Genomic DNA, 25,413 nt, shown 5'->3' on the forward strand with positions numbered 1-25,413 from the left:
GGGAGCGGGCCGGGACGCCGCCCACCCGCGGGTCCCACGGTGCCGGCCCGCGCCTCCTGCGCTCTCGGGGCGGGACTCCTGCGCTCTCGGGGCGGAGCGCACCGCCAACTGAGCGTCGCACCGCGTGTTTCGGCGGTGCGGCGTTCAGTCGGCGGTGCGACCCGCCCTCCTGCGGTCAGGCGACCGGGCCGCCTCCGCGCCCGCCCGGTCGAGGTCGCACCACGCCCGCGTCGTCCAACCACGCACGAGGGTGGTTCGACGACGCGGGCGTGGTGCCACCCGGTTCTCGTCGGACCAGGAGGTGCGGCGACCGTCAGGAGGCGCGGCGACGGTCAGGAGGCGCGGCGACGGTCAGGAGGCGCGGCGACGGTCAGGAGGCGCGGCGCACGTTCTCGACGAAGCCCGCGGCCCGCACGCGCAGGCTCGCGATGCGCTCGAGTCGGGCCGCCTCGGCGTCGAACCCGAGGTAGGCCTCGGGCGGCAGCACGTGCACGTTGGCCGAGCACTCGAACCCGCCGCAGACGAGCGTGCCCACGGTGTCGCCGTTGCGTCCGGCCGCGCCGGCACGCTTGGCGCCGTAGAACAACACGTCGGCCGGCAGGCGGACGTCCTGGCACCAGGTGCACTGCGCACGCTGCCGGGGCGAGGCCTCGGCCTGCCGCAGCACGACGCCGGCGACCGCGGGGCCCGGCTCGCCGTCCGCGTCGAGCGTCGGCACGACGACGTAGGCCCGGCGGGCGAGCCTGGGGTCTCGCCAACCGAGGTACTCGAGGTCGGTCCAGTCGAGGTCGGCGAAGTCGGGCGGCAGGGTCAGGTCGGCTGCTTCTCGGCGGCTCGCGTTGACGAACGAGGCGCGGACGGTCTTCTCGGTCAGGGGGATCATGTGGTTCTCCGGTCGTCGGGCCCGGGGCACGGTGCCGTCGACGCGCACACCTGCGCGATCGGCGACCGCGCGGGTGCCCGCCGTCGACGCGTCGGCCGACCCGGGTGTTCTCGTGGGATCGTGCCGGGGCTGCAGCCCACGCGGCACGGGTGCGCGGTCGGACCTCGACGGTCGATCCGCAGCGGAGACGCGACTACCTGCAGCCGGCGCACGCGGCGCCGACGACCCCCTCACGCCCGGTGGGCGTCGCAGGTGCGGACGGGATGATCACCCGGCCACCCTATGACCGTGAGCGCTCCTCGGCAACGACGCCCGCGCCTCCTCGTCCTGGCCGGGTCGCACCACGCCCGCGTCGTCGAACCACGCTCGAGGGCGGTTCGACCACGCGACGGTGGTGCGACCCGACCAGGAGGCGCGGGTCGCGTCCCCGAGGCCGGCCACGGCCACGGCCACGGCCGCAACGCACCACGAAAGGGACGTCGCACCGCCGAGTTCGGCGGTGCGACGTCCAGTCGGTGGTGCGACGTGCGGGGTCAGCCCGCGTGGCGCCCGTGGTGGTCGGGGTCGCTGCCGTCGGGGACGGCGTCCACGGGGGCGGTCGGGTCGACGTGCGAGACGTGCCCGTCACCGGAACCCGAGCCCGAGCCCGCGTCCGAGCCCGAGCCCGACGCGTCGCCGGCCGAGGCGTGCGGCCGCGACCGCTCGAGGGAGGCGCCCTCGACGTCGACGTCGGGCAGGATGCGGTCGAGCCACTTCGGCAGCCACCACGCGGCGTCGCCGAGCAGGTGCATCACGGCCGGGATCAGCAGCAGGCGCACGACGAACGCGTCGACCAGCACGCCGAGGGCGAGGCCCAGGCCGATCGACTGGATCATCACCGAGTTCGAGAACACGAAGCCCGAGAAGACCGCCGTCATGATCAGCGCCGCGGCCGTGACCACCGTGCGACCGGCGTGGACGCCGCGCTGCACGGCCAGGCGGGCCGGCGAGCCGTGGGCGTACGCCTCGCGCATGCCGCTGACCAGGAACAGCTGGTAGTCCATCGCGAGCCCGAACAGCACGCCGACCATCAGGATCGGCAGGAAGCTCAGGATCGGCCCCGGGTCGTGCACGCCGAAGACCGGGCCGAGCCAGCCCCACTGGAACACCGCGGTGACGCCGCCGAACGCGGCGAACAGCGACAGCACGAAGCCGATGGTGGCGGTGATCGGCACGAGGATCGAACGGAACACGAAGATCAGGATGATCAACGACAGTCCGACCACGACGAGCAGGTAGAGGGGCAGGGCACCGGCCAGCTTCTCGCTGACGTCGATGTTGCCCGAGGCATTGCCGGCCACGCCGAGCGACGAGACGTCGTCGATGTCGAGGCCGCGCAGGTCGCGGACGAGCTGCTCGGTCGACTCGGCGGTCGGACCGCCCTTCGGCACGACCTGGAACGCCAGCAGGGTGTCGTCGTCCGAGGCGCCGATGGGGGCGACCGCGGCGACGTCGTCCTGGTCCTTGAGGATCGTGCCGATGCGCACCTGCTCCGAGACGAGGTCGTCGTCCGAGATCGCGGTCGGCAGGTCGGCCACGACGACCAGGGGGCCGTTGACGCCGGCGCCGAACTTCTCGTCGATCAGCTTGTAGGCCTTGTAGGCGCTCGAGTCGACCGGCTCGGACGACCCGGCGGGCAGGCCGAGGCGCATCGAGAGCGCGGGGATGGCGACGATCAGCAGCACGGCGACGCCGGCCACGAGGGTCAGCACGGCACGGGTGGTGCTCATCGGCTTGGTCGGCACGCGGACGGCGCCCGTGTTGCCGACGTTCTTCCGGGCCTTCTTGGTGAGGATGCGCAGGCCGACGAGGCGCAGCAGCGCCGGGGTGAGCGTGATGGCGATCAGGATCGCCACGAACACGCAGACGGCGCCGACGGTGCCCATCAGGCCGAGGAAGGGGATGCCGGTCAGGTTGAGCGCGAGCAGGGCGATCAGCACGGTCGAGCCGGCGAAGACGACCGCGTTGCCGGACGTGCCGTTGGCCAGGCCGATCGACTCGTGCAGCGGCACCCCTTCTTTCAGCTGGGTGCGGTGCCGGTTGAGGATGAACAGCGAGTAGTCGATGCCGACCGCGAGGCCGAGCATCACGCCCAGCACGGGCGTGACCGACAGCATCTCGACGGCGCCCGAGAGCGACAGCGAGGCGAGCACGCCGACGCCGACGCCGATCAGGGCGTTGACGAGGGGCAGGCCGGCACCGATGAGCGTGCCCAGCATGACGAACAGCACGATGGCCGCGATGACCACGCCGGCCACCTCGCCCGGGCCGAGGATCTCGGGGATGCTGGCCGCGATGTCGTTCGACACCTCGACCTGGACGCCGTCGATGTCGGCGTCGTTCATCGCCTCGACGACGGCCTCTTTGTTCTCGCTCGTGACGAGGTTGAGCGCCTTGTCGAACTGGATGCTGGCCACGGCCGTGGTGCCGTCGGTCGACACCTGACGGATGCCGTCGGTCAGTTCGAGCAACGAGGCACCCTGCTCGAGCGTGGTGCTCTGCGTCTCGAGTTCGGCCTTGCCCGCGTCGAGGGTGGACTGCTGTGTGGCGATCTGCTGCGTCCCCGCGTCGAGCTGCGCCTGCTGGGCCTCGAGCTGCGGCGTGGCGGCGGCGAGTGCGGCCCCGCCGGCGGCCTGCGCCTGGGCCTTCGCGGCGTCGAGCTGCTGCTGGCCGGCGGTGATCTGGGCCTTCGCGGCGTCGATCTGCGCCTGGCCCGAGGTGATCTGGGCCTCGCCGGCGGCGATCTGGGCCCGACCGTCGGTGATCTTCTGCCCCTGGTCGTCGATCTGCTGCTGGGTCGCGAACGGGTCGGTCGTGCCCTTGACGTCGTCCAGGTCCTTCGCGTCGGTCAGCAGGGCGGCGATGTCGGACTTCTGCTGGTCGGTGAAGGCCGCGTCGTCGGCGGTCGTGAAGACGACCGTTCCGGTGCCGCCGCTCGCCTGGGGGAACTTCTCGGCGAGTTCGTCGCTGACCTTCTGGGTGGCCGTGCCGGGGATGCTGACGGCGGTGGTCAGCGTGCCGCCGAACAGCGCGAAGGCGCCGCCGGCGAGGCCGAGCACGACCAGCCAGGCCACGATGACGAGCCAGGCCCGCCGGGCCGAGAACCGGCCGAGTCGATAGAGCAGGGATGCCATGGGTGTCTGTTCCTCCAGGGGTGGTGCGGGGTGATGCGGGTTGCGGGGGTGGGCCTCACGTCGCGTCGTCGAGAAGGAGGTGCGGGTCGGCCGGGCGTGCCGGCCGACGGGTCAGGGGGTGGTCGGGTCGGGCCCCGTCGGGCCGGCCGCGGGGGTCTCGGCGGCCGCGGGGGTCTCGGCGGCCGAGGGCGCCGCATCGACCGCGGGCGTCCGGGCGCCCGCCGGCGGCGGCCCGTAGCCGGCGCGGATGCTCGTCGTCACCCGGTCGAGCAGGTCGGCCCAGACGTCGCGGCTGTCCGCGTCGACCACGGCGCCGGTCCGCGTGATCCAGTGGCGCGCGACGACGGCGATGCCGTTCATCAGCGAGCTGACGAGCACCTCGGCCTCGAGCGGGTCGGTGGCCGGGCTGCGCTCGGCCATCTCGATCGAGAGCTGCTCGGTGACGCGGGTGAAGACGTCCTGGATCAGGCTGTGCGACCGCGGGTCGCCGCCGTCGTCGCCGAGGACGCCCCAGAGGTACGAGACGACGGCCGGCAGGTCGATGCCCTGCATGGCCTGGATGATCTCGGCGAACAAGGAGGCGCGGCTGCCGTCGCCGACGGGCGTCGCGGCGGTCGCGGCCCGGAACTCGTCGACGGCACCGGTGAGCACGCGGGTGCAGGCCGTCATGACGACCTCGTCGAGCGACGAGAAGTGGTTGAAGACCGTGCGGCGCGAGACGTCGGCACGCTCCGCGAGCTCGTCGACGCTGAAGCGGGGCGCCCCGCGCTCGGCGATGAGCGCGTCGGCGGCGTCGAGGATCGCCTGGCGGTGCTTCGCCTTGAGGGCGGCACGGCGGTCGGGCACCAGGGTCTTGACGGTCACCTGCCTACACTAAGTGCAGCGACGCACTCGGTGCACCCACAGCGGCTGGGGAGTCGCTGGGACTTGCGCGGCCGGGACGCGGCCGCCGTACCCCGCCGCCCCGCGCCTCCTCGTCCTGCCGACCGGACGAGGAGGGACGCCCCCGGCGCACGGCCACGGGACGCCCCTGCCCCGGCGGCTAGTCGGCGGCGATCTCGCGGAGGGTGGCGAGATGCGCGGCCCAGGCCTCGCGCCCGGCCGGCGTCGCCTTGAGGCTCGTCCGGGGCCGCTTGCCGACGAACCCCTTCGTCACGGCGACGTAGCCCGCGGCCTCGAGGGCGCTGACCTGCTTGCTCAGCGTCGAGTCGGTCACCTGCACGGCGTCGCGCAGGTCGCGGAAGTCGAGACCCTCGGCCGCGGCGAGCGCCGCCATCATCGAGAAACGGACGGGCTGGTGCAGCAACTCGGACAGCCGGAGGCGCGGGTGCGGTCGGGCGGTCATCGTCGCGCCTCGCGCACCTCGACGGCCGCGCAGGCGACCGACACCGCGAGCAGGACCGCCGCCATGACGGCACTGCCGACGACGTCCTGGCCCTGCGAGAAGCCGACGACGAGCATGGCCCCGACGTAGCAGGCGAAGAACGCGGCCAGGTAGGCCATCCAGCGTCGACCGAAGCCGACGCGGGCCGACCTCCTCAGCAGGACGAACGCCACGACCAGGACGGCGATCCAGACGAGCAGGCCACCCATCGCGACGAAGTAGGCGGTGCCCGTCGTGAGCCCCATGGCAAGGGTGCCCATCGACGCGGCGGCACCCAGGCCGAGCAGGAAGGCGACGGCGGGCCAACTCGCCGCCGACGTCGCGCTGCGGCCCACGGCGTCCGCCCGGTCGAGCAGGCGCCGGGCCTCGGCGGAGTCGGGGGTGCCGGTCGTGCCGGTGAGGTCAGCGGTCATGGTGGTCGTCCTCTCGTAGGACTCCCACTCTAGAAAGTACTTTCTCGATAAGCAAGTGCTTTCTCGTCGATTCGATCGAGTGGGCAGAAGATGTCCGTCCCCCACGGCGGAAGGACGTCTTCTGCCCACTCGACGGCCCGTCGAGGTCGGGGCGCACGGCCGGGCGCCGCCGACCGGGCCGGGCTAGATCGTCTCGTCGAGGTCGAGCAGATGGACGCTCTCGTCCCACAGGCGCCGGGCGAGGTCGGCGTCGGCCGCCTGACGGGCCACGCGACCGGGGGCCTTGAGGCGGTCGAAGTAGTTGCCGCTCGGCGCCGGCACGGTCGCCGCCCCCGCGAGGCGGATCAGCGGCTCGGCTCCGTCCTCGGTCGAGACGGCCAGGCGCTTGGCCGCGGTCATGAACGCGCCGTCGCCACCGAAGCCCGAGGCGACGAACCCGGGGTGGAACGCGAACGCGTCGACCCCGCCGCCGGCGCGGGGCAGGCGTCGGGCCAGCTCACGGGTGAACAGCACGTTGAGCAGCTTCGAGGTGCCGTAGGCGCGGAAGCCTCCGGCCCACGCACCCCGTGCGTTGTCGAGGTCGTCCAGGTCGACCCTGCCGAAGAGGTTGCCGGCACTCGAGGTCTGGACGATACGGACCGACCCGGCCGGCGCCTCCTTCGCCGTCTCGAGGAGGCGCGGCGTCAGCAACGCGGTCAGGAGGAACGGAGCGAGGTGGTTGCCCTGGAACGTCGTCTCGTGGCCGTCGACCGTCAGCGAGCGCTCGGGGATCGTGGCGCCGGCGTTGTTGGCGAGCACGTGGATGCGGGGGTTCTCGGCGAGCAGCTGCTCGGCCAGGTCGCGGACGGTCGAGAGGTCGGAGAAGTCGGCGAGGTAGGCGGTGCCGCCGATCTCGTGCGCGACGGTGCGGGTGCGGTCGGGGTTGCGGCCGACGACGGCGACGGTGGCTCCGAGGCGGGCGAGCTCGCGGGCGGCGGCGCGGCCGATGCCCGAGCTGGCTCCGGTGACGACCACGGTCCGGTCGTCGAGGCGGGCGGCGGGAGGCAGGGTGACGGTCATGCAGGGGACGCTAGGCGGGATGCGCCGGGGCCGGGTCGGCGGTCGGCGTTCTCTCGGCAGGCGTACAGCCGCGCGGGCCGCCGCCCGCGGTAGCGTCGCATTACGAGACGAAGTGTCTCGATTCAGGGCGTGGTCTCCGCGCCTCGACCCGCCCCTCCTCAGAGAAGAGACGACATGTCCGACGCCACCGCCCCCCTGACCGGCTCCCGCACCATCGGCACCTGGCTCGACCACCCCGAGGGCGGGCCGGCGCTCCGTGCCGCCCTCGGTCAGGGAGGCGCGTTCGACGAGGGCGCGCTGGCCCCGGTCCGCGGCCTGCCGCTGCAGCAGCTGGTCGCGATGAGCCAGGGGCAGGTGCCGCAGGAGCTTATCGACGGCCTGGTGCTGCAGGTCAACGGCGGCGTCGTGCCCGACGAGGCGGTCGAGGCCGACGGTCCGTGGCGCGAGACCGTCACCCCCGGCCGCTTCGCCGGCAAGACCGTGATCGTCACGGGAGCGGCATCCGGCATCGGCCGGGCGACGGCGTCGCGGGTGGCACGCGAGGGCGGTCGCGTCGTGGCCGTCGACCTCTTCGCCGACAAGCTGGAGGCACTGGTCGCCTCCCTGCCCGACGCCGACGTGGTCACCGTGGCCGGCGACATCACGAAGCAGGACGACATCGACGCGATCGTCGCGGCGGCCGGCGACCGCATCGACGCCCTGGCCAACATCGCCGGCATCAACGACGACTTCTCGCCCCTGCACGAGACGAGCGACGCCATGTGGGACCGCGTGATCGGCATCAACCTCACCGGCGGGTTCAAGCTGTCGCGCGCCGTGATCCCCGTGATGCTCGGGGCCGGGCGCGGCTCGGTCGTCAACGTGGCCTCGGAGGCGGGACTGCGCGGCAACGCGTCGGGCAACGCGTACACGGTGTCGAAGCACGGCGTCGTCGGCCTGACCAAGTCGGCGGCCTTCATGTACGCGAAGCAGGGCATCCGGGTCAACGCGGTGGCACCAGGCGGCGTCGCGACGGGCATCCCGTTCCCGGCGAACGTGTCCGAGGCGGGGTCGGCGCGGCTCCGTCCGTTCCAGGCGGCGATCCCGACGATCGCGACGGCCGAGGAGCTCGCGGCGTCGATCACGTTCCTGCTGAGCGACGACGCGGTGAACGTCAACGGCGCGATCCTGGCGAGCGACGGCGGCTGGTCGGTCCAGTAGGAGGGGTGGGTCCGCGGCGGGCGTGCGGGAGGATGGACCGGTGACCACCGCACGCCCCGGCCGCGCCCGCAGCGAGGCCGCCCGCCTCGCGATCCTCGACGCGACCCGGGACGAGCTGGCCGAGCGTGGCTACGACAAGCTCTCGCTCGATCGCATCGCGGCGGCGGCGGGGGTCGGCAAGGCGACGATCTACCGCTGGTACCCGGCGAAGGCGGCACTGGTGGCCGAGGGGATGCTCACGGGACATCTGCTGCCCCACCTCGAGGTGGCCGACACGGGCGACGTCCGTCGGGACGTGCTCGACTGGCTCCGCGCCTCCTTCTCGACCTTCGCCTCGCCCGCGGCGGGTGGGCTGATCCGCGCGTCGATCGCGGCGACGGCCGAGGACGCCGCCGTCGCCGAGCACTACGAGGAGCGCGTCACCTCGGTCACGCGGGCGGCGCTGCTCGCCCGCCTCGAGTCCGGGAGGCGCGCGCGGCAGATCCGGGACGGCGCCCCCCTCGAGGCCCTCGTCGAGTCGCTGATCGGCACCGTGCTGCTGCACGTCGTGACGCGCCGCGATCCCGGGCCGGCCGCGCTCCAGGCCACGGTGGACCTGCTGTTCGACGGCGTCGCGGCGCGGTCGGACTGACGCGTCACCGCCCGTCCATCGCCTCCTCCGCAGAGGGCGCCGAGCGTGCCCGACGGCGTCCGCCTGTCGAGGGACGCCTCCATCGCCTCCAGCAGCAGTGGGTGGTGGCCGAGGGCAGCCTCTGAGCAGGTCGCGCGGGCCCGACGAGCCGGCGTCGTACTCCGGTGACGCGCCACCGGGGCCCATCGTTGGTCACCCGACCAACGTCGACCGTGAACGCGTGCATCGCGCCGCCGGTGGCCACAGGATCGTTCTCGCAAGGCAGTTCCACTCGACAACACGAAGCACCGCAACTCGAACTCCTACGACAACGAAAGAGGACGAACAATGAGCAAGCTGAAGTCGAAGACCGCCACGATCATCGCCGCCGTCGCCGTGAGCGGCGTCGCCGTCACGGGGCTGAGCGGATTCGCCGCCGCTCCCGCACAGGCGGCGACCACCGCCCCCGCCTCGCCGGAGTCCAGCACCGGCAGCCCGATCACGGGCAGCGTCACCCTCGACCCGCTGGCGATCGTCAGCGCGATCAGCGCCGCCGTCAACGACCAGGGCGACCGGTCGGGCGCCGTGCTGGCCGCCCTGGACGTCGGCTACTACAACGCCGGCAACCCCGACCGGCTCACGGTCGCGGTCGTGAACAAGAACCAGGACATCACCGTCGAGGGCTCGATCGCCGACGCCCAGCCGATCGACATCAAGGGTGGAAGCTACGTCATCTACTGGTTCGACGGCCCCGGCAAGGTCACCAACAACGGTGACGGCGGCTACCTGAACTGGGGCGTGCTCGGCAACAACGTCAAGACCGACAACGTCATCAGCATCAACGGCGGCTGACCCCGCCGCGGCACCGCGGAACCGCCCCGACGTCCTCACCGGACGCCGGGGCGGTTCCGCGTGCGCCGTCAGGCCGGCGGCAGGGCAGGAGGCGCGGGTCGGTTCGGCGCCTCGACCGCCGCCTGGCCGTCCCGACGGCGCCCCCGCCGCACGATGCGCGACCGGATGACGCCCTTGACGAACGCGACCGAGACGAGCGCCGTCCGGTTCGGGGCACTCCACGTCCGCATGAGACGGGCCAGGTGCCAGGCCACGGCCTGGCGGCTGTAGGCCGTCTCGCGGGCGATCTCGGCGTTCGAGAGGCCGTAGGCGGTGAGCGTGAGCATCTGCCGCTCGACGTCGTCGAGGTCGGGGGCGTCGGCCACGAGGTCGAGCACGACGTCGGGCCCCGGGGCCGCAGGGGGTGGCTGGGGGCCGCCCGCGCCTCCTGGTCCCCCGCCCGGCGGGGCGGCGACGAGACGGGGCCGGTGCCGCGCCCACTCCTCGGCCCAGCAGGTCCCGAGCTCGTGGGCGACCTGCGAGGCGCGCGCCATCGCGAGGACGAGCGCCCCGGCCTGCCCGCCCGACGCCGAGTGCATGACGAGCGAGAAGATGCGCAGCGCGGGCAGGGCGCCCCGCAGGACGACGGCGAGGTCGACGTCGGGGCAGGCCGCACTGCGGCGGGCGACGGCACGCAGCTCGTCGAGGCACGAGGCCGACACCGGACGACCGTGCTCGACCGCGGCGAGGGCCGGACCGAGCACGATCGGCACGATCTCGGCGTACCGGTCGCGCAGCCACGACCGGCCGGTCGCCCCGACGTCCTCGAGCGAGCAGTCGAGCAGCAGGTCGCTGAACTCGTCGTGCCGGGCGTCGAGCCGCAGCCCGAGGGGCTGACCCGGACGCATGATCGTCGTCGGGCGGCCCGTCACGGCGCCGCCCGTCGTCGGGCGGTCCGCGGGGACGCCACCCTGCTCGGTCAACGTCCCACCCCCCGGTCGCGGCGCCGGCGCCCCTGGCCGGTCGGCCCGCCTCGCGGGCACGTTCCGAGCCTAGGAGCGACGGGCCGGTCGCACAGTCGGCTGGCTGGCCGACCGCGGTGTCCCCCGCAGGGGCCGGACCGACGCGACGGCGTGCCCGTCGGGCCGGTTCACCGGTCGGTCGCGGGCGCGGCGAACACCACGCGCACGACCAGACCGCCCGAAGGAGGCGCGTCGAGGGTCAGCGTCGCCCCGTGCGTCTCGGCGACGGCCGCGACCAGGGCCAGGCCGAGGCCGTGGGAGCCGGCGACCCGGCCCGCCGGCCGGTGGAACGGCTCGGTCAGTCGCCCGACCTCGGCCGGGTCGAGCACGGCCCCGCCGTTGGACACGATCAGGGTCGGCGCCCCCGAGCCGTCGGTGCCGACCGTCACGTCGAGCCGGCCGCCGAGTTCGTTGTGGCCGATGCCGTTGCGGACGAGGTTGCCGACGAGCACCGAGAGCAGGGCACGGTCGCCCGTGACCTGCGCGGGGCGGGCGACGCAGCGCACCTCGACCCGCGCCCGGGCGGCGGCGGACGACGAGGCGGCCACCACCTCGTCGACCACGGCGACGAGGTCGACCGCGGCGGCGGCGACGCCGTCACCGGACTGGGCGTCGGACAGCGTCAGCAGGGCCTCGACCGTCTCGATGCTGCGGGTGTTCATCTCGCGCAGGCGTCGGATCGTCACGGACGGCGGCGAGCCCGCCGCGAGGGCCGCGTCGAGCATCGCCTGGGTCGTCGCGAGGGGCGTGCGGAGCTCGTGCGAGGCGTTGGCGGCGAAGCGACGTTGGGCCTCGTACGAGCGGTCGAGCCGGTCGAGCATGTCGTCGAACGTCGTCGCGAGACGGCCGAACTCGTCGTCGGGGCGCCCGGGTGCGAGCGCGGCGAGCCGCTGTCGGAACGACCCCGCGGCGCCGTGCTCGGCCTCGCGCGCCGCGCTCGCGAGGTGCTCGACCGGGCGGAGGAGGCGCCCGGCGACGACCCAGCTCAACCAGACGCCGACGACCAGCGCGACGACGAACACGATCGACGAGGTCGTGAGCAGCACGCGCAGGAGGTCGTTCTCGCCCGAGATCGTGACCGCCGCGCGCAGCTCGGCGGTCTCGGCGACGGGCGACGGCCCGGCGGTGGCGACGCCGCCGTCGCCCGCCGGCGCCCACGTCGCCGTCGGCGACGCGGAGTCGCCCGCGCCGGGGCCCGGCGCGTGCAGGGCGGTGATCCGGTAGTCCGGGACGAAGCGCATCACCAGGAACACGGACGCCACGATCGACAGGCCCACGACCGTCAGCACCGCGCTGACGGTGGCGGTGAGCCGGAGACGGGCGCTGCCCCGGTGGCGCAGCCCGCGCCTCCTGGGCTGTGCGGCCGAGGACCGGGTCTCGACGGTCACCGGTCGACCCCGTCGGCGGCGTCCTCGGCGTGCTCGGCGTCCTCGGCGTCCTCGGCGGCGATGCGGTAGCCGCTGCCGGGGACGGTGTGGATCACCCAGGGCTCGCCGAGGCGCCGCCGGAGGTTCGAGATCGTGACCCGCACCGAGTTGGTGAACGGGTCGGCGTTCTCGTCCCAGGCCTTCTCGAGCAGGCGCTCGGCACTGACCACGCCCCCGTCGGCCTCGAGCAGCACGCCGAGCACCGCGAACTCCTTCCGGGTGAGCTTCACGTACCGGCCGTCACGGTAGACCTCGCGGCGGAACGCGTCGTACCGCAGGTCGCCGCGGACCGTGACCGGCGGGCGCGACCGACGCGGGCGCCGGGCGAGCGAGCGCATCCGGGCGATCAGCTCGGGGAACTCGAACGGCTTGGCGAGGTAGTCGTCGGCACCGAGCTCGAAGCCGTCGACCTTGTCACGGGTGCGCCCGGCAGCGGTGAGCATCACGATGCCCGGACCGTCGCCGGCCGCCGCCACCGCGGCGCAGACGTCGTCGCCGTGCGTGCCCGGCAGGTCGCGGTCGAGCAACACGACGTCGTAGTCGTTCAGCGCGATCGCCTCGAGGGCGGCGTCGCCGTCGTGCACGACGTCGACGGCCATCGCGTGACGTTCGAGGACGCTCTGGACGGCCTCGGCGAGGTAGACCTCGTCCTCGGCGACGAGTACGCGCATGGTGGCTCCTGTTCGGGTCGGGACGGACGGGACGCGGACGCCCTCCTCCAGGTTGACATGTCGGATGTCACCGAAACGTAAAGCCCGCCGTTTACGGGCCGGCAACGAGCCGTGCGGTGGTCTGGACCCCGTCGCCCGACGAGGGCGACGCCGCGACCGCCGGTCGCGGCCCGTGACCGTGGAAGACCAGGAGTCCCCTCATGCCCAGAACCCGTGGCACCCTCTTCGCCGCCCTCCCCCTGCTCGTCGGCGCCCTCGCCGGCTGCTCGACCGCCGCCGACGACGCCGCCGCCGAGACGAAGTCCGAGTCGCAGATCGCCGCCGACGCCCAGGCGTGGGACCTCGCGAACGCGAACTGCCTCCGCGAGGAGGGCGTCGACATCGGCGACCCCTCGGGCGACGGCGGCGGCGTGTCGATCTCCCGCGGCGACGCCGTGGACATGGACGCCCTGCTCGCCGCGTCGGAGCGGTGCACGGAGGCGACGACCGACGAACTCGGCGAGCGCCCCGTGACCGCGTCCGAGAAGAAGAGCCAGGACGAGTTCGACGCGAGGCTGCGCGAGTCGGCCGAATGCGTGCGCGAGGCGGGATACGACGTGACCGACCAGCTCGACGGCGCCGGCGGCACGGCCACGATGGACGACGTCCCCGCGGGCGTTCTCGAGGAGTGCGGCGCCTTCGGCAGCATGCCCACGACGGTGACCCGGTGAGGCCGTCGCGCCGAGCCGTCGCCTGGTGGTCCGTCGCCGGCGTGGCCGTCGTCGGGACGGCCGTCACCGCCGTGTTGATGGTCGGGCCCCCCGGAGCGTCTGGTGACGACGACGCGGAGGCCGCGGGGGGCACGACGCCGAGGCCGACCACGGCCGTCGTCGAGCAGGGCACGCTGACCGGCACGACGACCAGGGCGGGCACGCTCAGCCGCCTCGACGGCCCGACGATCACGGGGTCCGCACCCGGCACGATCACGTCGCTGCCGGAGGTCGGCGACGTCCTCGCGGCACGCAGCGAGCTCTTCCGCGTCGACGACGAACCGGTCACCGCGTTCGAGGGCGCCCTGCCGCAGTGGCGGGCCTTCGGACAGGGCATGGCCGAGGGCCCGGACGTCCGGCAGGTCGAGGAGAACCTCAGAGCCTGGGGGTACTTCACGGGCACGCCGGACGACCGGTTCGACCGGCGCACCGCGACCGCCGTCTCGGCCTGGCAGAAGGACACCGGGCAGGAGCGCACCGGGTCGATCGACCAGGGCGCCCTGCAGTTCGTGACGGGGTCGTTCACGGTCCGCACCCTGACGGCGGCCGTCGGCGACGCCTCGGGAGGCGACCTCTACGGCACGGCGCGCGACGACGCGGTCGTGTCGGTCGACCTGCCGGTCGGGTCGCCGCTCGCCGCCGTCGACGGGGTCGTGTCGGTCGACCTGCCCGGCCACGGCAGCGTTCCCGGGCGCGTGTCCGACGTGGGCGCGGCCGTGGCCGACGAGACCACGGGCACGACGACGGCCCCCGTCACGGTGTCGCTCGACGACCCGGCGGCGGCCGGCGACCTGACCGAGGCGTCCGTGCAGGTCGACTTCGTCTCCGAGGTGGAGGAGGACGTGCTGCACGTGCCGGTGCTCGCCCTGGGTGCGGCCGTCGGCGACGGGTTCGTCGTCGAGGTGCTGCAGCCGGACGGCACGACCACGGCCGTGCCGGTGGAGGCCGGCCTGTTCGCCGGCGACCGGGTCGAGGTGTCCGGAGCCCTCGAGGCCGGCGACGAGGTCGTGGTGCCCGCATGAACGCCGTGATCGAGCTGCGTGACGTGACGCGCGAGTACGGCCGACCCCCGACGACCGCGTTGTCGTCGGTGTCGCTCCGGGTCGAGCGCGGCGAGTTCGTCGCGATCGTCGGCCCGTCGGGATCGGGCAAGTCGACGCTGTTGAACGTCCTCGGCACGCTCGACCGGCCCACCTCGGGCACCGTGCTCGTCGACGGCGTCGACGTGGCGGACCAGAACGACCGCGAGCTGTCGGCCCTGCGGGCGCACCGCATCGGCTTCGTCTTCCAGCAGTTCCACCTCAGCGAGGGCGTGAGCGCGACCGACAACGTCGCGAACGGCCTGCTCTACGCGGGGGTGCCGATCCGGCAGCGACGGGCGCGGGCGCGCGAGGCGCTCGAGCGCGTCGGGCTGGGCCACCGACTGACGCACCGGCCGAACCAGCTCTCGGGTGGCGAACGGCAGCGGGTCGCCATCGCCCGGGCGGTCGTGCACCGCCCGCCGCTGCTGCTCGCCGACGAGCCCACCGGCAACCTCGACACGAAGGCCGGCGAGGGCATCGTGTCGCTCCTCGGCGAGCTGCACTCCGAGGGCACCTCGATCGTCGTCATCACCCACGACGTCGAGCTCGCCCGGCGGCTGCCGCGGCGGGTGACGATCCGCGACGGGCACCTCGTGGACGACAGCGCGACGCGGGCGGGGGTGACCGCATGAACGCCTCGGAGACGCCCTCGCGCCTCCTCGGGTCGGACGTCGTGCGACTGGGGGTGTCCGGGCTGGCGTCGCGACCCACCAGGGCCGTGCTGTCGGCGCTCGGCATCGCCATCGGCATCGCGGCCATGATCGCGGTGGTCGGCATCTCGACGTCGAGCCAGGCGAAGCTCGCGGCGACCCTGGACGAGCTCGGCACCAACCTTCTCTCGGCATCCCAGGGGAAGGACTTCTTCGGCGAGGCGGTCGACCTGCCACTCACCGCGGGGGCGTCGGCCGGGCACACCCAGGGGGTCCGGTCGGCCGCCACGACCGGCACGGTGGCCGACGTCGGCGTCTACCGCAGCAGCGCGGTGCCCGCGGGCAACACGAACGGCATCACGGTGCGGTCGGCGTCGCCGACGCTGCTGGAGGTGCTCGAGGCCCGCGTGGCGTCGGGCGTCTGGCTCACCGACGGCATGGCGCGGTACCCCGTGGTCGTGCTCGGGGCCGAGGCGGCGGCCCGGTTGGGCATCACCGTGCCGGGGCGCCACGTGATCGTCGGCAGCACCGAGTACGTGGTGGCGGGCATCCTCGAACCCGTGCCGTTGGCGGCCGAGATCGACTCGTCGGCGCTCATCGGTGAACGGGCCGCGGAGGCGCTGGCCGGTGCGCCCGTCCACCCGACGGCGGTCCACGTCCGGGCCGACCCCGCCCACGTGCAGGAGGTGCGCGACCTGCTCGCCCGGTCCATCCAGCCGCGGAGCCCGTCCGACGTCGAGGTGACGCGGCCGTCCGACGCGCTGGCCGCACAGCAGGCCGCGGACCAGGCGTTCACCGGGTTGCTGGTCGGCCTCGGCGGGGTCGCGTTGCTGGTCGGCGGCATCGGGGTGGCGAACACGATGGTGATCTCGGTGCTCGAACGTCGACGCGAGATCGGGCTGCGGCGGGCGCTCGGGGCGACGAGGTCGCACATCCGTCGGCAGTTCCTAGCCGAGGCGCTCGTCCTGTCGCTGCTCGGCGGGGTCGCCGGGGTGCTGCTCGGGGCGGCGGTGACCGCGGCGTTCGCCGCGCTGCGGGGGTGGCCGACGGCGATACCGCCCGTGGTGCTGGTCGCCGGGCTCGTCGCGACGCTCGTGATCGGGGCTCTGGCCGGGCTCTGGCCGGCCGTGCGGGCGGCGCGCATCCCGCCGACGGAGGCGCTGCAGTCGTGAGGGGGGCGCCTCACCACCAGAACGGTGACTGCGGCCGGTAGGGCTCCTCGAGGCGGCGGACGTCGTCGTCGGTCAGCTCGACGTCCAGGGCGGCGACGGCGTCGGCGAGGTGGTGCGGCTTCGTCGCGCCGACGATCGGGGCCGAGACGACGGGGTTCCGCAACACCCACGCCACGGCGACCTGGGCCATCGACACCCCGTGCTCGGCGGCGACCTGCTCGACGGCGTCGATGATCGGGCCGTCCTCGTCGGCGTCGAAGGCCTTCGCGACCTCGTCGACGGCGGACCGCTCGGTGGTCGCACCACGCGGTCGCGTCAGCCGCCCCTTGCCCTGCGGCGAGTAGGGCACGAGCCCGACGCCGAGGTCGGCGCAGAGCGGGATCATCTCGCGTTCCTCCTCGCGCTTCAGCAGGTTGTACTGGTCCTGCATGGTCGAGAACGGCGTCCAGCCGTTGACCACGGCGGCGGTCTGCATCTTCGCGAACTGCCAGGCGAACATGCTCGAGGCGCCCGTGTACCGGACCTTGCCTGCCCGGACCAGGTCGTGGAGCGCCTCCATCGTCTCCTCCACCGGGGTCTCGGGGTCGAAGCGGTGGATCTGGTACAGGTCGACGTGGTCGGTGCCGAGTCGCGTGAGCGACGCGTCGACCTGCTCGAGGATCGCCCCGCGTGACAGCCCCGCTCCCCCCGGACCGTCGTGCATGCGACCGCTGACCTTCGTCGCCAGCACGACGTCCTCGCGGCGGGAGTACTCGCGCATCGCGCGGCCGACGAACTCCTCGCCGGTGCCCTGCTGGTAGACGTTCGCGGTGTCCCAGAAGGTGACCCCGAGCTCGACGGCCTGGCGGAAGAACGGTGCCGAGGCCGCCTCGTCGAGCGTCCACGAGTGCAGGCCCCGGGTGGGGTCGCCGTAGCTCATGCAGCCGAGGCCGATGCGGCTGACCTTCAGCCCTGTGGTGCCCAGACGGGTGTACTTCACGGTCGTGCCTCCTCGGCGTTCGGGGGTGGTTGGTTCTCCATGGTGGCGGAGGCCTCTGCGGCGTCGGTCGCGCCGGGCGCGCGGCGGTGGAAGAGCGCGGCGATCGCCCAGGGGCCCGGCTGGAGACGCACCGCCATCTCGTCCAGCACCCGCGCCTCCTGCTCTCGGTCGCGCGTGAGGTCGGAGATCTCGCAGGAGGCGCGCCACCACATCGCGAGGCGGCTCACGATCCGGCCGCCTCGCGCGGTCCGCTCGCGACGTCGGGTCGGTCCGGGGCGTCGGCGCGGACGACCGCCGGGTCGGCCTGCGGCGCCGCCCAGCTGGCGAGGAGGCGGAGGCGCTCCTCGGTCGGCGAGCCGGGCTCGGCGCTGTAGACGAGGAAGTTCAGGCCCGGGCGGCCCATCGGCTCCATGGCCTCGTAGACCATGTCGAGCTGACCGACGACCGGGTGGTGGAAGCGTTTCTGGCCGGACGTGTGGTGGCGCACCTCGTGGGCGCCCCAGCGCACGCGGAACTCGTCGCTGCGGGTGGACAGTTCGCCGATCAGGTCGTGCAGGGCGCGGTCGTGGGGGTCGCGGCCGGCCTCGGTGCGCAGGATCGCGACGTTGATGTCGGCGGCCACCGACCACGACGGGTAGAAGGCCTCGGCCTGCTCGCGGTGCAGGAAGACGAAGCGGGCGAGGTTGACCGGCCGCTCGTCGAGGGCGTAGAGGTCGGAGTAGAGCGCACGGAAGAGCGCGTTCTCGGCGAGGACGTCCATGCGGCCGTTGCGGACGAACGCGGGCCCGGCCGTCACGGCGTCGAGCACGAGCTGCATGCTGCGCGAGACGGTCTCGGGCGGACGGCGTCGACGCCGGGCGCGCACGGGCGACTCGTTCGCGGCGCGGGCGAGGTCGGCCAGGTGCTCGCGTTCGGCGTCGTCGAGCAGCAGGGCGGTCGCGAGCGAGTCGAGCACGACCTCGGACACCCCGCCGAGGCGCCCGCGTTCGAGCCGCGTGTAGTACTCGACGCTGACGCCCGCGAGCAGCGCCACCTCGCTCCGCCGCAGTCCGGGCACGCGGCGTCCGGGGCCGCCCGGCAGCTCGACCTGCTCGGGCCGCACCCGCGCCCGTCGGCTGGTCAGGAAGTCGCGGATCTCGCTCTCGGTGTCCATGCCCTCGACGCTACGACAGGGGCGGGTCGCGGTGGGAAGCCCTGGTGGTGACCCCCTCGGCGCGACGACGGGATGAACCCCGTTCGCGAAGGAGAACCCCGATGAAACGGGGTTCGTCTTCGCGAACGGGGTTCGTCGTCGCGACCGGGGCCCATGACGAGCCCGACCGCACCGCTCGGTAAGATCCGCACGTGCCTTCGACCCTCTACGAGCAGATCGCCGACGACCTGCGGCGGCGCATCCTGAGCGGCGACCTCTCGGTCGGCGACGACGTGCCGAGCGAGGGCGAGCTGGCCGAGCAGTGGCGCACCTCCCGCGGGCCGATCCGCAACGCCCTCGCCGCCCTGCGCTCCGAGGGGCTGGTCGAGACCCGGCGCGGCCGCCCGGCACGGGTCGTCGCGCGCAAGGCGCACCATCCGGTCGACGTGTCGATCCCCTTCACCAAGTGGGTGCGCGACGTCGGCGGCGAGCCCGGCGCCCGCACGCAGGAGGTGTCGCTGCGCCGCGCCGACGACGACAAGGCCCGGTCGCTCGGCATCGAGCCGGGCGCCCTCGTGGTCGACGTCGTCCGGCTGCGACTCGTCGACGGCCGCCCGACCATGCTCGAGCGCCTGACCTTCATCGAGGAGGTCGGCCGCGTGCTGTTCGACGTCGACCTCGACACGGTGTCGATCACCGAGTACCTCGACTCGCGGGGCTTCGGCTACGCCGACATCGACCACGAGATCGACGCGGTCGCCGCCGACGAGCTCGACGCCGAGCTGCTCGGGGTCGAGCCCGGCACGCCGATCCTGCGGCTGCACCGCATCACGCGCGGCCCCGACGGCCGCACCTTCGAGGCCTCGGACGACCGGTACCGCAGCGACATCGTCCGCTTCACCGTCTCGGCGTCGGGCCGGGCCCGCGAGGGCGACCACTTCATCCGCGCGATCGGCCCCTGAGCGGCGCCGGCCCGCCCCCCTCCCGCGTCCGCGGACGCAGGAGGCGGGACGCAGGAGGCGCGGGGCAGCCCCCGCAGGCCGCCACAGCCCCCGGTCACTCCGGTCGGACGCCCACCCGCACCGACCCGCCGGCGGCGGCCGCCGCGATCCCGGCGTCGAGGTCGCGCAGGGCGACGACCTCGCCCACGAGGGCGTCGAGCGGCCAGGCCGCGTGCCTCCGTTCGACGAAGCGGACGGCCTCGACGAGGTGCCGCGGGGCGTAGTTGTGCACGCCGCGGAGGGTCACGAGACGTCGGACGACGCTCTCGGCGTCGAGCGGTACGGCCGGAGCGGGGAAGACGCTGCCGACGAGCACGGCCACGCCGCCGACGCCCAGCGCGGCGAGCGCCGAGGCCACGGCGTGCGGCGACCCGGAGGCCTCCACGGCGACGAGAGTGGCACCACCCGCGACCGAGAACGCGGTGCTGAGGCCGTCGTCCGCGTCGGGGGCAGCCGACGGGTCGGCCGTCGCGACCGCGCCGAAGCGGACGGCGAGTCGACGGCGGGCGGGCTCGGGGTCGACGACGACCACCCGGGCCCCGGCGTCGGTGGCCAGCGCGGTCGCCGTGAGGCCGATCAGCCCGGCCCCCGTGACGAGCACCACGGCACCGTCCAGGGGCACGATCGCCGAGGCGGCGTCGAGGGCCGCCACGGCCGTCGCCGTGCCGCACGACACGGGGGCCAGCAGCTCGGCGGGCAGGTCGGCCTCGACCGGGACGATCGCCGTGCCCGACCGCACGTGCACGTGCGTGGCGAAGCCGCCGCTCAGTTCCCAGCCCGTGAGGAGTCGCTCGTGCCCGTACTTCCGCACCGACTCGCACTTCTGCGGCAGGTCGCGTCGGCAGGTGGCGCACCGACCGCACGAGACGGTCAGCGACCAGACGACGCGTTGCCCGACGGCGAGCGGCGTCCCGTCCACGGCGGCCGCCCCCAGCCCGAGGGCGACCACGCGACCGACCTGCTCGTGTCCGAGGACGAGCGGGGCGGGCGCGCTCCGGTCACCCCGGGTGGTGTGCACGTCCGAGCCGCAGATCGTCGCCAGCTCGACCTCGACGAGGGCGTCGCCGGGCTCGAGGACGACCGAGGGCACCGCGACGGCCTCGTGCGGACGGCCGGGTTCGAGCCACACCATGGCGGTCGGGGCCGGGTCGAGGGGCAGCGCGGCCGGGGAGGCGGGGTCCGCCGGGGAAGCGACCCGCGCCTCCTGGTCCGTCGTCCGCGGCGGCACCCCCGTCCGCGGCAGGGCGGTGGTCACGCGACCGCGGTCGTCGACGCGCCGGCGGCCGCGACCCCGGCGAAGGCCGGCAGCCCGACGAGGTCGCGGACGCTCTCGAGCACGACGTCGGCCCCCGCGGCGAGCAGCTGCTCGCGGGTGTGCGCGCCGGTCGTCACGCCGACGACGAGGCCCGCACCGGCGGAGCGCCCCGAGAGGACGTCGCTGACGGTGTCGCCGACGACCGCGACGGCGGCGACCGACGAGGCACGGGTGCGCAGCAGCGCGGTCAGCACGAGGTCGGGTGCGGGGCGGCCGCGGCCGGCGTCGACGGGCGAGAGGGCGGCGTCGACCGTCCAGCCGAGCGCGTCGAGCAGGCGGTCGCGCGTGACGGGCGAGAAGCCCGTGGTCAGGACGACCGAGACCCCGGAGGCGCGGAATGCGTCGACGAGGTCGCCCGCGCCCTCGATCGGCTCGACTCCCGACTCGTCGACGAGCTCGCCGTAGGCCACCTCGAACTCGTCGTTCGCGCGCTGCGCGAGCGCCTCGTCGCCCCCGGTGAGGTGCCGGAAGACCTCGATCTTCGAGCGGCCCATCGTGTCGCGGACGTACTGCAGGGCCTCGTCGCGGCTCAGCGTCGGGCCGAGGTCGACCCGGTCGGCGACGCGGGCGAAGGCCTGCTCGACCACGCCGTCGTCGACGACGGTCGTGCCGGCCATGTCGAGCACGACGAGCTCGATCGGGGTCGCGGCCTCGGCGGCGGGGGTGCCGGACGAGGCGGGGGTGGTGGCGGTCGTGGTGCTCATGCGGTGAGGCTCTCTGTGAGGGGCGAGGGGACGGCCGAGGGGACGGGCGAGGTGACAGGCGAGTGGACGGTCGAGGTCGGGGCGAGGGTGTCGAGCGCCCGGTCGCGCCCGCCGTCGAGGTGCGCCCCGACGACGTGCTCGGCGAGACCGAGCCCGGTGGTCATGCCGATGCCGGTCGAGACGACCGTGACGAGCACGCCCGGGGCGACCTCGTCGACGACGAACTCCTCGCGACCCGAGGCGTAGACGCCCTGCCACCGCTCGGTGACCACCGGCTCGGCGCCGAACAGCACGCGGAACTCGTCGAGGAAGGCGTCGGCGATCCGTTCGTCCTGGAACGGCGCGATCGCGGCGCCCTTCCGGTGGCTGTCCCCGACGATCACCGACCCGTCGGGCAGCTGCGTGTACATCTGGTTGAGGTCCATCGCGGCCAGGTCCGGGCGCTCGGCGTGCAGTCGGGACCGCACCGCGTCGGCCGCCCCGGTGCCGGCGAACGCGCTGTAGCGGATCAGCGACCAGCCGGTCAGCAGCGGGGCGACGAGCGGCCGGACGAGGTCGGCCCGCACCCGCAGCATGTCGAGGCCGCAGCGCTCGAGGGCGTGTCGGTCGGCGAGGTCGGGCAGCAGCTGGTCGAGGTCGTGGTTGGTCGCGACGACGACCGTCCCGGCGTCGATCGGCCCGCGGCTCGTCTCGACGCGTCCCGACGAGACCGACCCCACGGAGGTGCGGGTCAGGAAGCGCACCCCTCGCGACTCGAGGTGCCGGCGGATCGCGTCGGCCGCCTCCCTCGGGTCGACCTGCAGGTCGTACGGGAGCAGGGCGCCGCCGACGACCGCACCGGGAGCAACCGGGGCCAGGGACGACAGCTCGGCCGCGTCGAGCCGCTCGATCTCGGGCCGGTCGCCCAGCACGCGGTCGGTGCGGGCGAGGGCCAGCTCGTCGAGCAGGTCGAGCTCGTCGACGTGTCGGGCGGCGACGAGCGTGCCGCGCCGGGACAGCCAGAAGCCGGCGTCGCGGGCCAGCCGCAGCCAGAGCTCGCGGGCGGCGAGGGCATGTCGGCGGGCCTCGCCGCTCTGCGGGGTGAGGCAGAGGTGGCCGAAGTTGCGCACGGTCGAGCCGCCGATTACCGGGGAGCGGTCGACGACCAGCACCGAGAGCCCCCGATCGACGGCGGCGAGGGCGGCACCGAGGCCGACGATGCCCGAGCCGACGACGACCACGTCGTGCGGTGCCGCCGCGTGCCCTGCCGCCGCGGTCGAGGCCGCGGTCGGGGCCGCGGAGTGACGGGCCGCCCCGTGGGCCGTGTCGTGTGTCGCGGTCATCGGAAGACCCTCCGCATCCAGATGGCGAGCCCCTCGACGGCCAGGACCGTGACGAGGATCATCAGCACGATCGCCGTGACCGTCCCGTAGTTCGAGCCCTGGCTGGCGTTGAGCAGGTAGTAGCCGACTCCCCCGGCACCGACGATGCCGAGCAGCGTCGCGGCCCGCAGGTTGGTGTCGAGCATGTAGAAGGTGTGCCCGATCAGGGCGCGGGTGCCCTGCGGCAGGGTCGCCCCGGCGTAGACCTGCACGCGACTCGCCCCGGTGGCCGAGAGGGCGCGTTCGGGGCCGGGCGAGACCTCCTCGAACGAGTCGGCGAGCAGCTTGCCGAGCAGCCCGACGCCGCCGAGCGCCAGGGCGAGGGTGCCGGCCTGCGTGCCGAGCCCGGTGACGACGATCAGCACGATGGCGAGGATCACCTCGGGCACCCCGCGGATGCCGACGAGCAGCAGGCGCATGCCGCTGCGCACCCCTCGGCTCGGGGCGACGTTGCGGGCCGCGAGCGACCCGACCACGATCGAGGCGACGAGGGTCAGCACGGTCGCGGCCAGCGCGATGGCGATCGTCTCGCCCATGGCAGCGACCATCGTCGACGCCTCGTAGCTGCCGAACGACGGCGGCCAGAACTGCGTCGCGACGGCGGGCACCTTCGCCCAGACGGTGACGAGGTCGGACCAGGCGATGTCGCAGACGGCGACGCTCGCGACGACCACGGCGACCGCGAGCCACCCCCACGAGACGGTGCGTCGACGGGCGCGGTCCCACGGTCGGCGGAGGGCGGACTCGACGGTGGCGGGCACGGGACGCGACGGGGAGGGGTGACCGGCGCCGCGCCTCCTGGTGGCCCGTCGGACGACGCGGTCGCCGAGACCGCGGCCGGTCGGCGCGATGCCGAGCATGATGGCGCGGACGCTGCTCGAGACGATCTCCATCACGACGCAGAGAACGAAGATGACGAGGGCGTAGCCGAGGCCGAGGCCGTAGTCGAGCGACTTGAAGGCGAACGACATCTCCATGCCGAGGCCGACGACCCCGACGTAGCCGAGGATCACGCTGCCGCGGAGGTTGATGTCGTTGCGGTGCAGCACGGTCGCCACCCACGACGGCAGCACCTGGGGCAGCACGCCGGCGGTGAACTGCTGGAGGCGGCTGCCCCCGGCGGCACGGACGGCGGTGCGCGGACCCTCGTCGATCTGCTCGATCGCGTCGGCGAAGAGCTTCGAGATCATGCCGACCGAGTGCAGGCCGATGGCCAGGATGCCGGGCAGCGTGCCGAGGGAGAAGAGCAGCACGAACACCATGGCGAGCACGACGTCGGGCACGGCCCGGGCGAGCACCGTCACGAAGCGGGCGGCCGCACGCCACGCGGGGCCGGGGGTGGTGTTCGAGGCCGCGAGCACGGCGACCGGCACCGAGAGGACGGCGGCGAGCAGGGTGCCGCAGATCACGAGGCCGAGCGTGAGGGCGGTGAGCTGCAGCAGCTCACCGAGCGGGGGGAACTCGATCGCCCCGACGCGGCCGAAGAACCGCTCGGCGTTGGCCCAGCTCTGCAGCATCCGCGCGGGGTCGATGTCGACGCTGCGCAGGGCCACGAGGCTCGCGACCAGCAGGGCGACGAGGGTGAGGCCCGCCGCGACGCGCTCGGGCGAGACCCGGCGACGAGGAGGCGCGGTGACGGGAGCGGGGGCCGCCCCGGTCGTGCGCGGGCGCTCGGTGACGGCGGTCATCGGACGGCGTCCCCGGCGAGCTCGAGCTCGATGGCTGCCATCTGGTCGGTGCTCGTGGCGACGCGGCCGTAGATCTCCATCACCTGGGCCTTCGACAGGCCCTCGGTCCCGGTGTCGAGCACGACCCGACCGTGGCGCAGCCCGACGATGCGGTCGGCCCACGAGAGGGCGAGGTCGACCTGGTGCAGGCTGCAGATGACGGTGAGGCCCTCGTCGGCCGCGATCTCGCGGATCAGCGCCATCACCTGGTCGCTCGACTCGGGGTCGAGCGAGGCGACGGGCTCGTCCGCGAGCAGCACCTGGGGGCGCTGCATGAGGGCCCGGGCGATGGCGACGCGCTGCTGCTGGCCGCCCGAGAGGGTGTCGGCGCGCTGGTAGGCCCGGTCGAGCAGGCCGACGCGCTCGAGCCGGGCGAGCGCCTCGGCCTTCGCGGTCCGGCCGTACGACCAGAGCCCGAGCCGGGGCCCGCGCACGGCGGCGAGCGAGCCGGTCAGGACGTTCTCGAGCACGGTCAGCGACGGCACGAGTTCGAACTGCTGGAAGATGAACCCCACCTCGCTGCGCAGCCGCCGCAGGGCCCGCCCGGTGAGCTCGGTGACCTCGCGGCCGAGCACCGTGACGCGGCCGTCGGTCGGCCGTTCGAGGCCGTCGACGTGACGCAGCAGGGTGGACTTGCCCGAGCCGGAGAGGCCCAGCAGCACGACGACCTCGCCGCGTCGGACGCTGACCGAGGCGTCGTCGAGCGCGAGGGTCTCACCGAAGCGCTTGGTGATGCCCTCGAGCCGGACGACGGTCTCGGCGGGGGCGGTGTGCGGGTTCATGTTCGTCTCCGGTTCGTCGTGCTCGGACCCCGGGACGTCGCCGGGACCCCCACGCGTGCGCGAGGGTCCCGGCGGGTTCCCGGGGT

25 protein-coding genes are annotated in these 25,413 nt (G+C 74.1%); 8 read left to right on the forward strand and 17 right to left on the reverse strand.

Going from position 1 to position 25,413, the window contains the following annotated elements; all coding sequences use genetic code 11:
• Positions 1-370: 370 nt before the first annotated feature.
• From EDF21_RS11235 to EDF21_RS11260, 6 genes are all read right to left on the reverse strand, one after another.
• Positions 371-883, reverse strand: coding sequence for an FBP domain-containing protein (locus tag EDF21_RS11235; protein ID WP_123571500.1), 513 nt, complete (start codon positions 881-883; stop codon positions 371-373).
• Between the two features lie 533 nt (positions 884-1,416).
• A complete protein-coding gene (locus EDF21_RS11240; protein ID WP_123571381.1) occupies positions 1,417-4,056 on the reverse strand; it encodes an MMPL family transporter in 2,640 nt (879 codons plus the stop codon).
• Positions 4,057-4,167: 111 nt separating this feature from the next.
• Positions 4,168-4,920, reverse strand: coding sequence for a TetR/AcrR family transcriptional regulator (locus EDF21_RS11245; protein WP_123571382.1), 753 nt, complete (start codon positions 4,918-4,920; stop codon positions 4,168-4,170).
• Positions 4,921-5,098: 178 nt separating this feature from the next.
• Positions 5,099-5,401: a transcriptional regulator gene (locus tag EDF21_RS11250; protein ID WP_056043893.1), complete on the reverse strand. Its 303-nt coding sequence runs from the start codon at positions 5,399-5,401 to the stop codon at positions 5,099-5,101.
• On the reverse strand, positions 5,398-5,853 hold the full coding sequence (locus EDF21_RS11255) for a chemotaxis protein CheY (RefSeq protein ID WP_123571383.1): 456 nt from the start codon (positions 5,851-5,853) through the stop codon (positions 5,398-5,400). The genes EDF21_RS11250 and EDF21_RS11255 overlap by 4 nt, the downstream gene beginning before the upstream one ends.
• Before the next feature lie 183 nt (positions 5,854-6,036).
• Positions 6,037-6,912: an SDR family NAD(P)-dependent oxidoreductase gene (locus tag EDF21_RS11260; protein ID WP_123571384.1), complete on the reverse strand. Its 876-nt coding sequence runs from the start codon at positions 6,910-6,912 to the stop codon at positions 6,037-6,039.
• Between the two features lie 174 nt (positions 6,913-7,086).
• Between EDF21_RS11260 and EDF21_RS11265 the strand changes: the two genes are divergently transcribed.
• The 3 genes from EDF21_RS11265 to EDF21_RS11275 all read left to right on the forward strand — a co-directional run bounded on the left by EDF21_RS11265 (position 7,087) and on the right by EDF21_RS11275 (position 9,574).
• Positions 7,087-8,112: an SDR family NAD(P)-dependent oxidoreductase gene (locus EDF21_RS11265; protein ID WP_123571385.1), complete on the forward strand. Its 1,026-nt coding sequence runs from the start codon at positions 7,087-7,089 to the stop codon at positions 8,110-8,112.
• Between the two features lie 40 nt (positions 8,113-8,152).
• Positions 8,153-8,743, forward strand: coding sequence for a TetR/AcrR family transcriptional regulator (locus tag EDF21_RS11270; protein WP_123571386.1), 591 nt, complete (start codon positions 8,153-8,155; stop codon positions 8,741-8,743).
• A gap of 327 nt (positions 8,744-9,070) precedes the next feature.
• Positions 9,071-9,574 carry a hypothetical protein gene (locus EDF21_RS11275; RefSeq protein WP_056043909.1) on the forward strand — a complete coding sequence of 168 codons (504 nt, stop codon included), beginning with the start codon at positions 9,071-9,073 and terminating at the stop codon, positions 9,572-9,574.
• 68 nt (positions 9,575-9,642) lie between these two features.
• On the opposite strand, the gene EDF21_RS11280 is transcribed toward EDF21_RS11275, so the two are convergent.
• From EDF21_RS11280 to EDF21_RS11290, 3 genes are all read right to left on the reverse strand, one after another.
• Positions 9,643-10,536 carry a LuxR C-terminal-related transcriptional regulator gene (locus EDF21_RS11280; RefSeq protein WP_123571387.1) on the reverse strand — a complete coding sequence of 298 codons (894 nt, stop codon included), beginning with the start codon at positions 10,534-10,536 and terminating at the stop codon, positions 9,643-9,645.
• 167 nt (positions 10,537-10,703) lie between these two features.
• Positions 10,704-11,963 (reverse strand): HAMP domain-containing sensor histidine kinase, encoded by a 1,260-nt coding sequence (locus EDF21_RS11285; RefSeq protein WP_123571388.1) that lies wholly within the window; start codon positions 11,961-11,963, stop codon positions 10,704-10,706.
• Complete coding sequence (locus EDF21_RS11290) at positions 11,960-12,673, reverse strand: response regulator transcription factor (RefSeq protein ID WP_123571389.1); 714 nt, start codon at positions 12,671-12,673, stop codon at positions 11,960-11,962. Before EDF21_RS11290 ends, EDF21_RS11285 begins: the two co-directional genes overlap by 4 nt.
• A gap of 200 nt (positions 12,674-12,873) precedes the next feature.
• Between EDF21_RS11290 and EDF21_RS16755 the strand changes: the two genes are divergently transcribed.
• The 4 genes from EDF21_RS16755 to EDF21_RS11305 are packed head-to-tail and all read left to right on the forward strand — an operon-like array spanning position 12,874 to position 16,326.
• Complete coding sequence (locus tag EDF21_RS16755; RefSeq protein ID WP_158612910.1) at positions 12,874-13,383, forward strand: hypothetical protein; 510 nt, start codon at positions 12,874-12,876, stop codon at positions 13,381-13,383.
• On the forward strand, positions 13,380-14,444 hold the full coding sequence (locus EDF21_RS16760; RefSeq protein ID WP_158612911.1) for a peptidoglycan-binding domain-containing protein: 1,065 nt from the start codon (positions 13,380-13,382) through the stop codon (positions 14,442-14,444). Before EDF21_RS16755 ends, EDF21_RS16760 begins: the two co-directional genes overlap by 4 nt.
• Positions 14,441-15,136 (forward strand): ABC transporter ATP-binding protein, encoded by a 696-nt coding sequence (locus tag EDF21_RS11300; protein WP_123571391.1) that lies wholly within the window; start codon positions 14,441-14,443, stop codon positions 15,134-15,136. The genes EDF21_RS16760 and EDF21_RS11300 overlap by 4 nt, the downstream gene beginning before the upstream one ends.
• Entirely contained in the window at positions 15,133-16,326 is a 1,194-nt protein-coding gene (locus EDF21_RS11305) for an ABC transporter permease (RefSeq protein WP_123571392.1), read from the forward strand. The genes EDF21_RS11300 and EDF21_RS11305 overlap by 4 nt, the downstream gene beginning before the upstream one ends.
• A 10-nt stretch (positions 16,327-16,336) precedes the next feature.
• Here the strand turns inward: EDF21_RS11305 and EDF21_RS11310 are convergent, their stop codons facing one another.
• Genes EDF21_RS11310 through EDF21_RS11320 form a run of 3 tightly spaced genes read right to left on the reverse strand, consistent with a single transcriptional unit; the run spans position 16,337 to position 18,458 of the window.
• The gene (locus tag EDF21_RS11310; RefSeq protein WP_123571393.1) at positions 16,337-17,305 is read right to left on the reverse strand and encodes an aldo/keto reductase; all 969 of its coding nucleotides are present in this window, start codon (positions 17,303-17,305) and stop codon (positions 16,337-16,339) included.
• A complete protein-coding gene (locus EDF21_RS11315) occupies positions 17,302-17,532 on the reverse strand; it encodes a hypothetical protein (RefSeq protein WP_123571394.1) in 231 nt (76 codons plus the stop codon). The genes EDF21_RS11310 and EDF21_RS11315 overlap by 4 nt, the downstream gene beginning before the upstream one ends.
• Entirely contained in the window at positions 17,529-18,458 is a 930-nt protein-coding gene (locus EDF21_RS11320; protein WP_082460081.1) for a helix-turn-helix transcriptional regulator, read from the reverse strand. Before EDF21_RS11320 ends, EDF21_RS11315 begins: the two co-directional genes overlap by 4 nt.
• A gap of 191 nt (positions 18,459-18,649) precedes the next feature.
• On the opposite strand from EDF21_RS11320, the gene EDF21_RS11325 reads away from it, so the two are divergent.
• Positions 18,650-19,399 carry a GntR family transcriptional regulator gene (locus EDF21_RS11325; RefSeq protein ID WP_123571395.1) on the forward strand — a complete coding sequence of 250 codons (750 nt, stop codon included), beginning with the start codon at positions 18,650-18,652 and terminating at the stop codon, positions 19,397-19,399.
• A gap of 94 nt (positions 19,400-19,493) precedes the next feature.
• Here EDF21_RS11325 and EDF21_RS11330 read toward each other — a convergent pair whose 3' ends face one another.
• From EDF21_RS11330 to phnC, 5 genes are read right to left on the reverse strand one after another with little or no spacing between them, the layout of a single operon-like run.
• Complete coding sequence (locus tag EDF21_RS11330) at positions 19,494-20,693, reverse strand: alcohol dehydrogenase catalytic domain-containing protein (protein WP_233568469.1); 1,200 nt, start codon at positions 20,691-20,693, stop codon at positions 19,494-19,496.
• On the reverse strand, positions 20,690-21,457 hold the full coding sequence (locus EDF21_RS11335) for an HAD family hydrolase (protein ID WP_123571396.1): 768 nt from the start codon (positions 21,455-21,457) through the stop codon (positions 20,690-20,692). Before EDF21_RS11335 ends, EDF21_RS11330 begins: the two co-directional genes overlap by 4 nt.
• Positions 21,454-22,779, reverse strand: a complete 1,326-nt coding sequence (locus tag EDF21_RS11340; RefSeq protein WP_123571397.1) for a TIGR03364 family FAD-dependent oxidoreductase — start codon at positions 22,777-22,779, stop codon at positions 21,454-21,456. Before EDF21_RS11340 ends, EDF21_RS11335 begins: the two co-directional genes overlap by 4 nt.
• Positions 22,776-24,506 carry a phosphonate ABC transporter, permease protein PhnE gene (gene phnE / locus EDF21_RS11345; RefSeq protein WP_123571398.1) on the reverse strand — a complete coding sequence of 577 codons (1,731 nt, stop codon included), beginning with the start codon at positions 24,504-24,506 and terminating at the stop codon, positions 22,776-22,778. The genes EDF21_RS11340 and phnE overlap by 4 nt, the downstream gene beginning before the upstream one ends.
• Positions 24,503-25,327 (reverse strand): phosphonate ABC transporter ATP-binding protein, encoded by an 825-nt coding sequence (gene phnC, locus EDF21_RS11350; RefSeq protein ID WP_123571399.1) that lies wholly within the window; start codon positions 25,325-25,327, stop codon positions 24,503-24,505. The genes phnE and phnC overlap by 4 nt, the downstream gene beginning before the upstream one ends.
• Between the last annotated feature and the right edge of the window lie 86 nt (positions 25,328-25,413).

This window comes from Frigoribacterium sp. PhB118 (assembly GCF_003751725.1).
GTDB lineage: Bacteria > Actinomycetota > Actinomycetes > Actinomycetales > Microbacteriaceae > Frigoribacterium.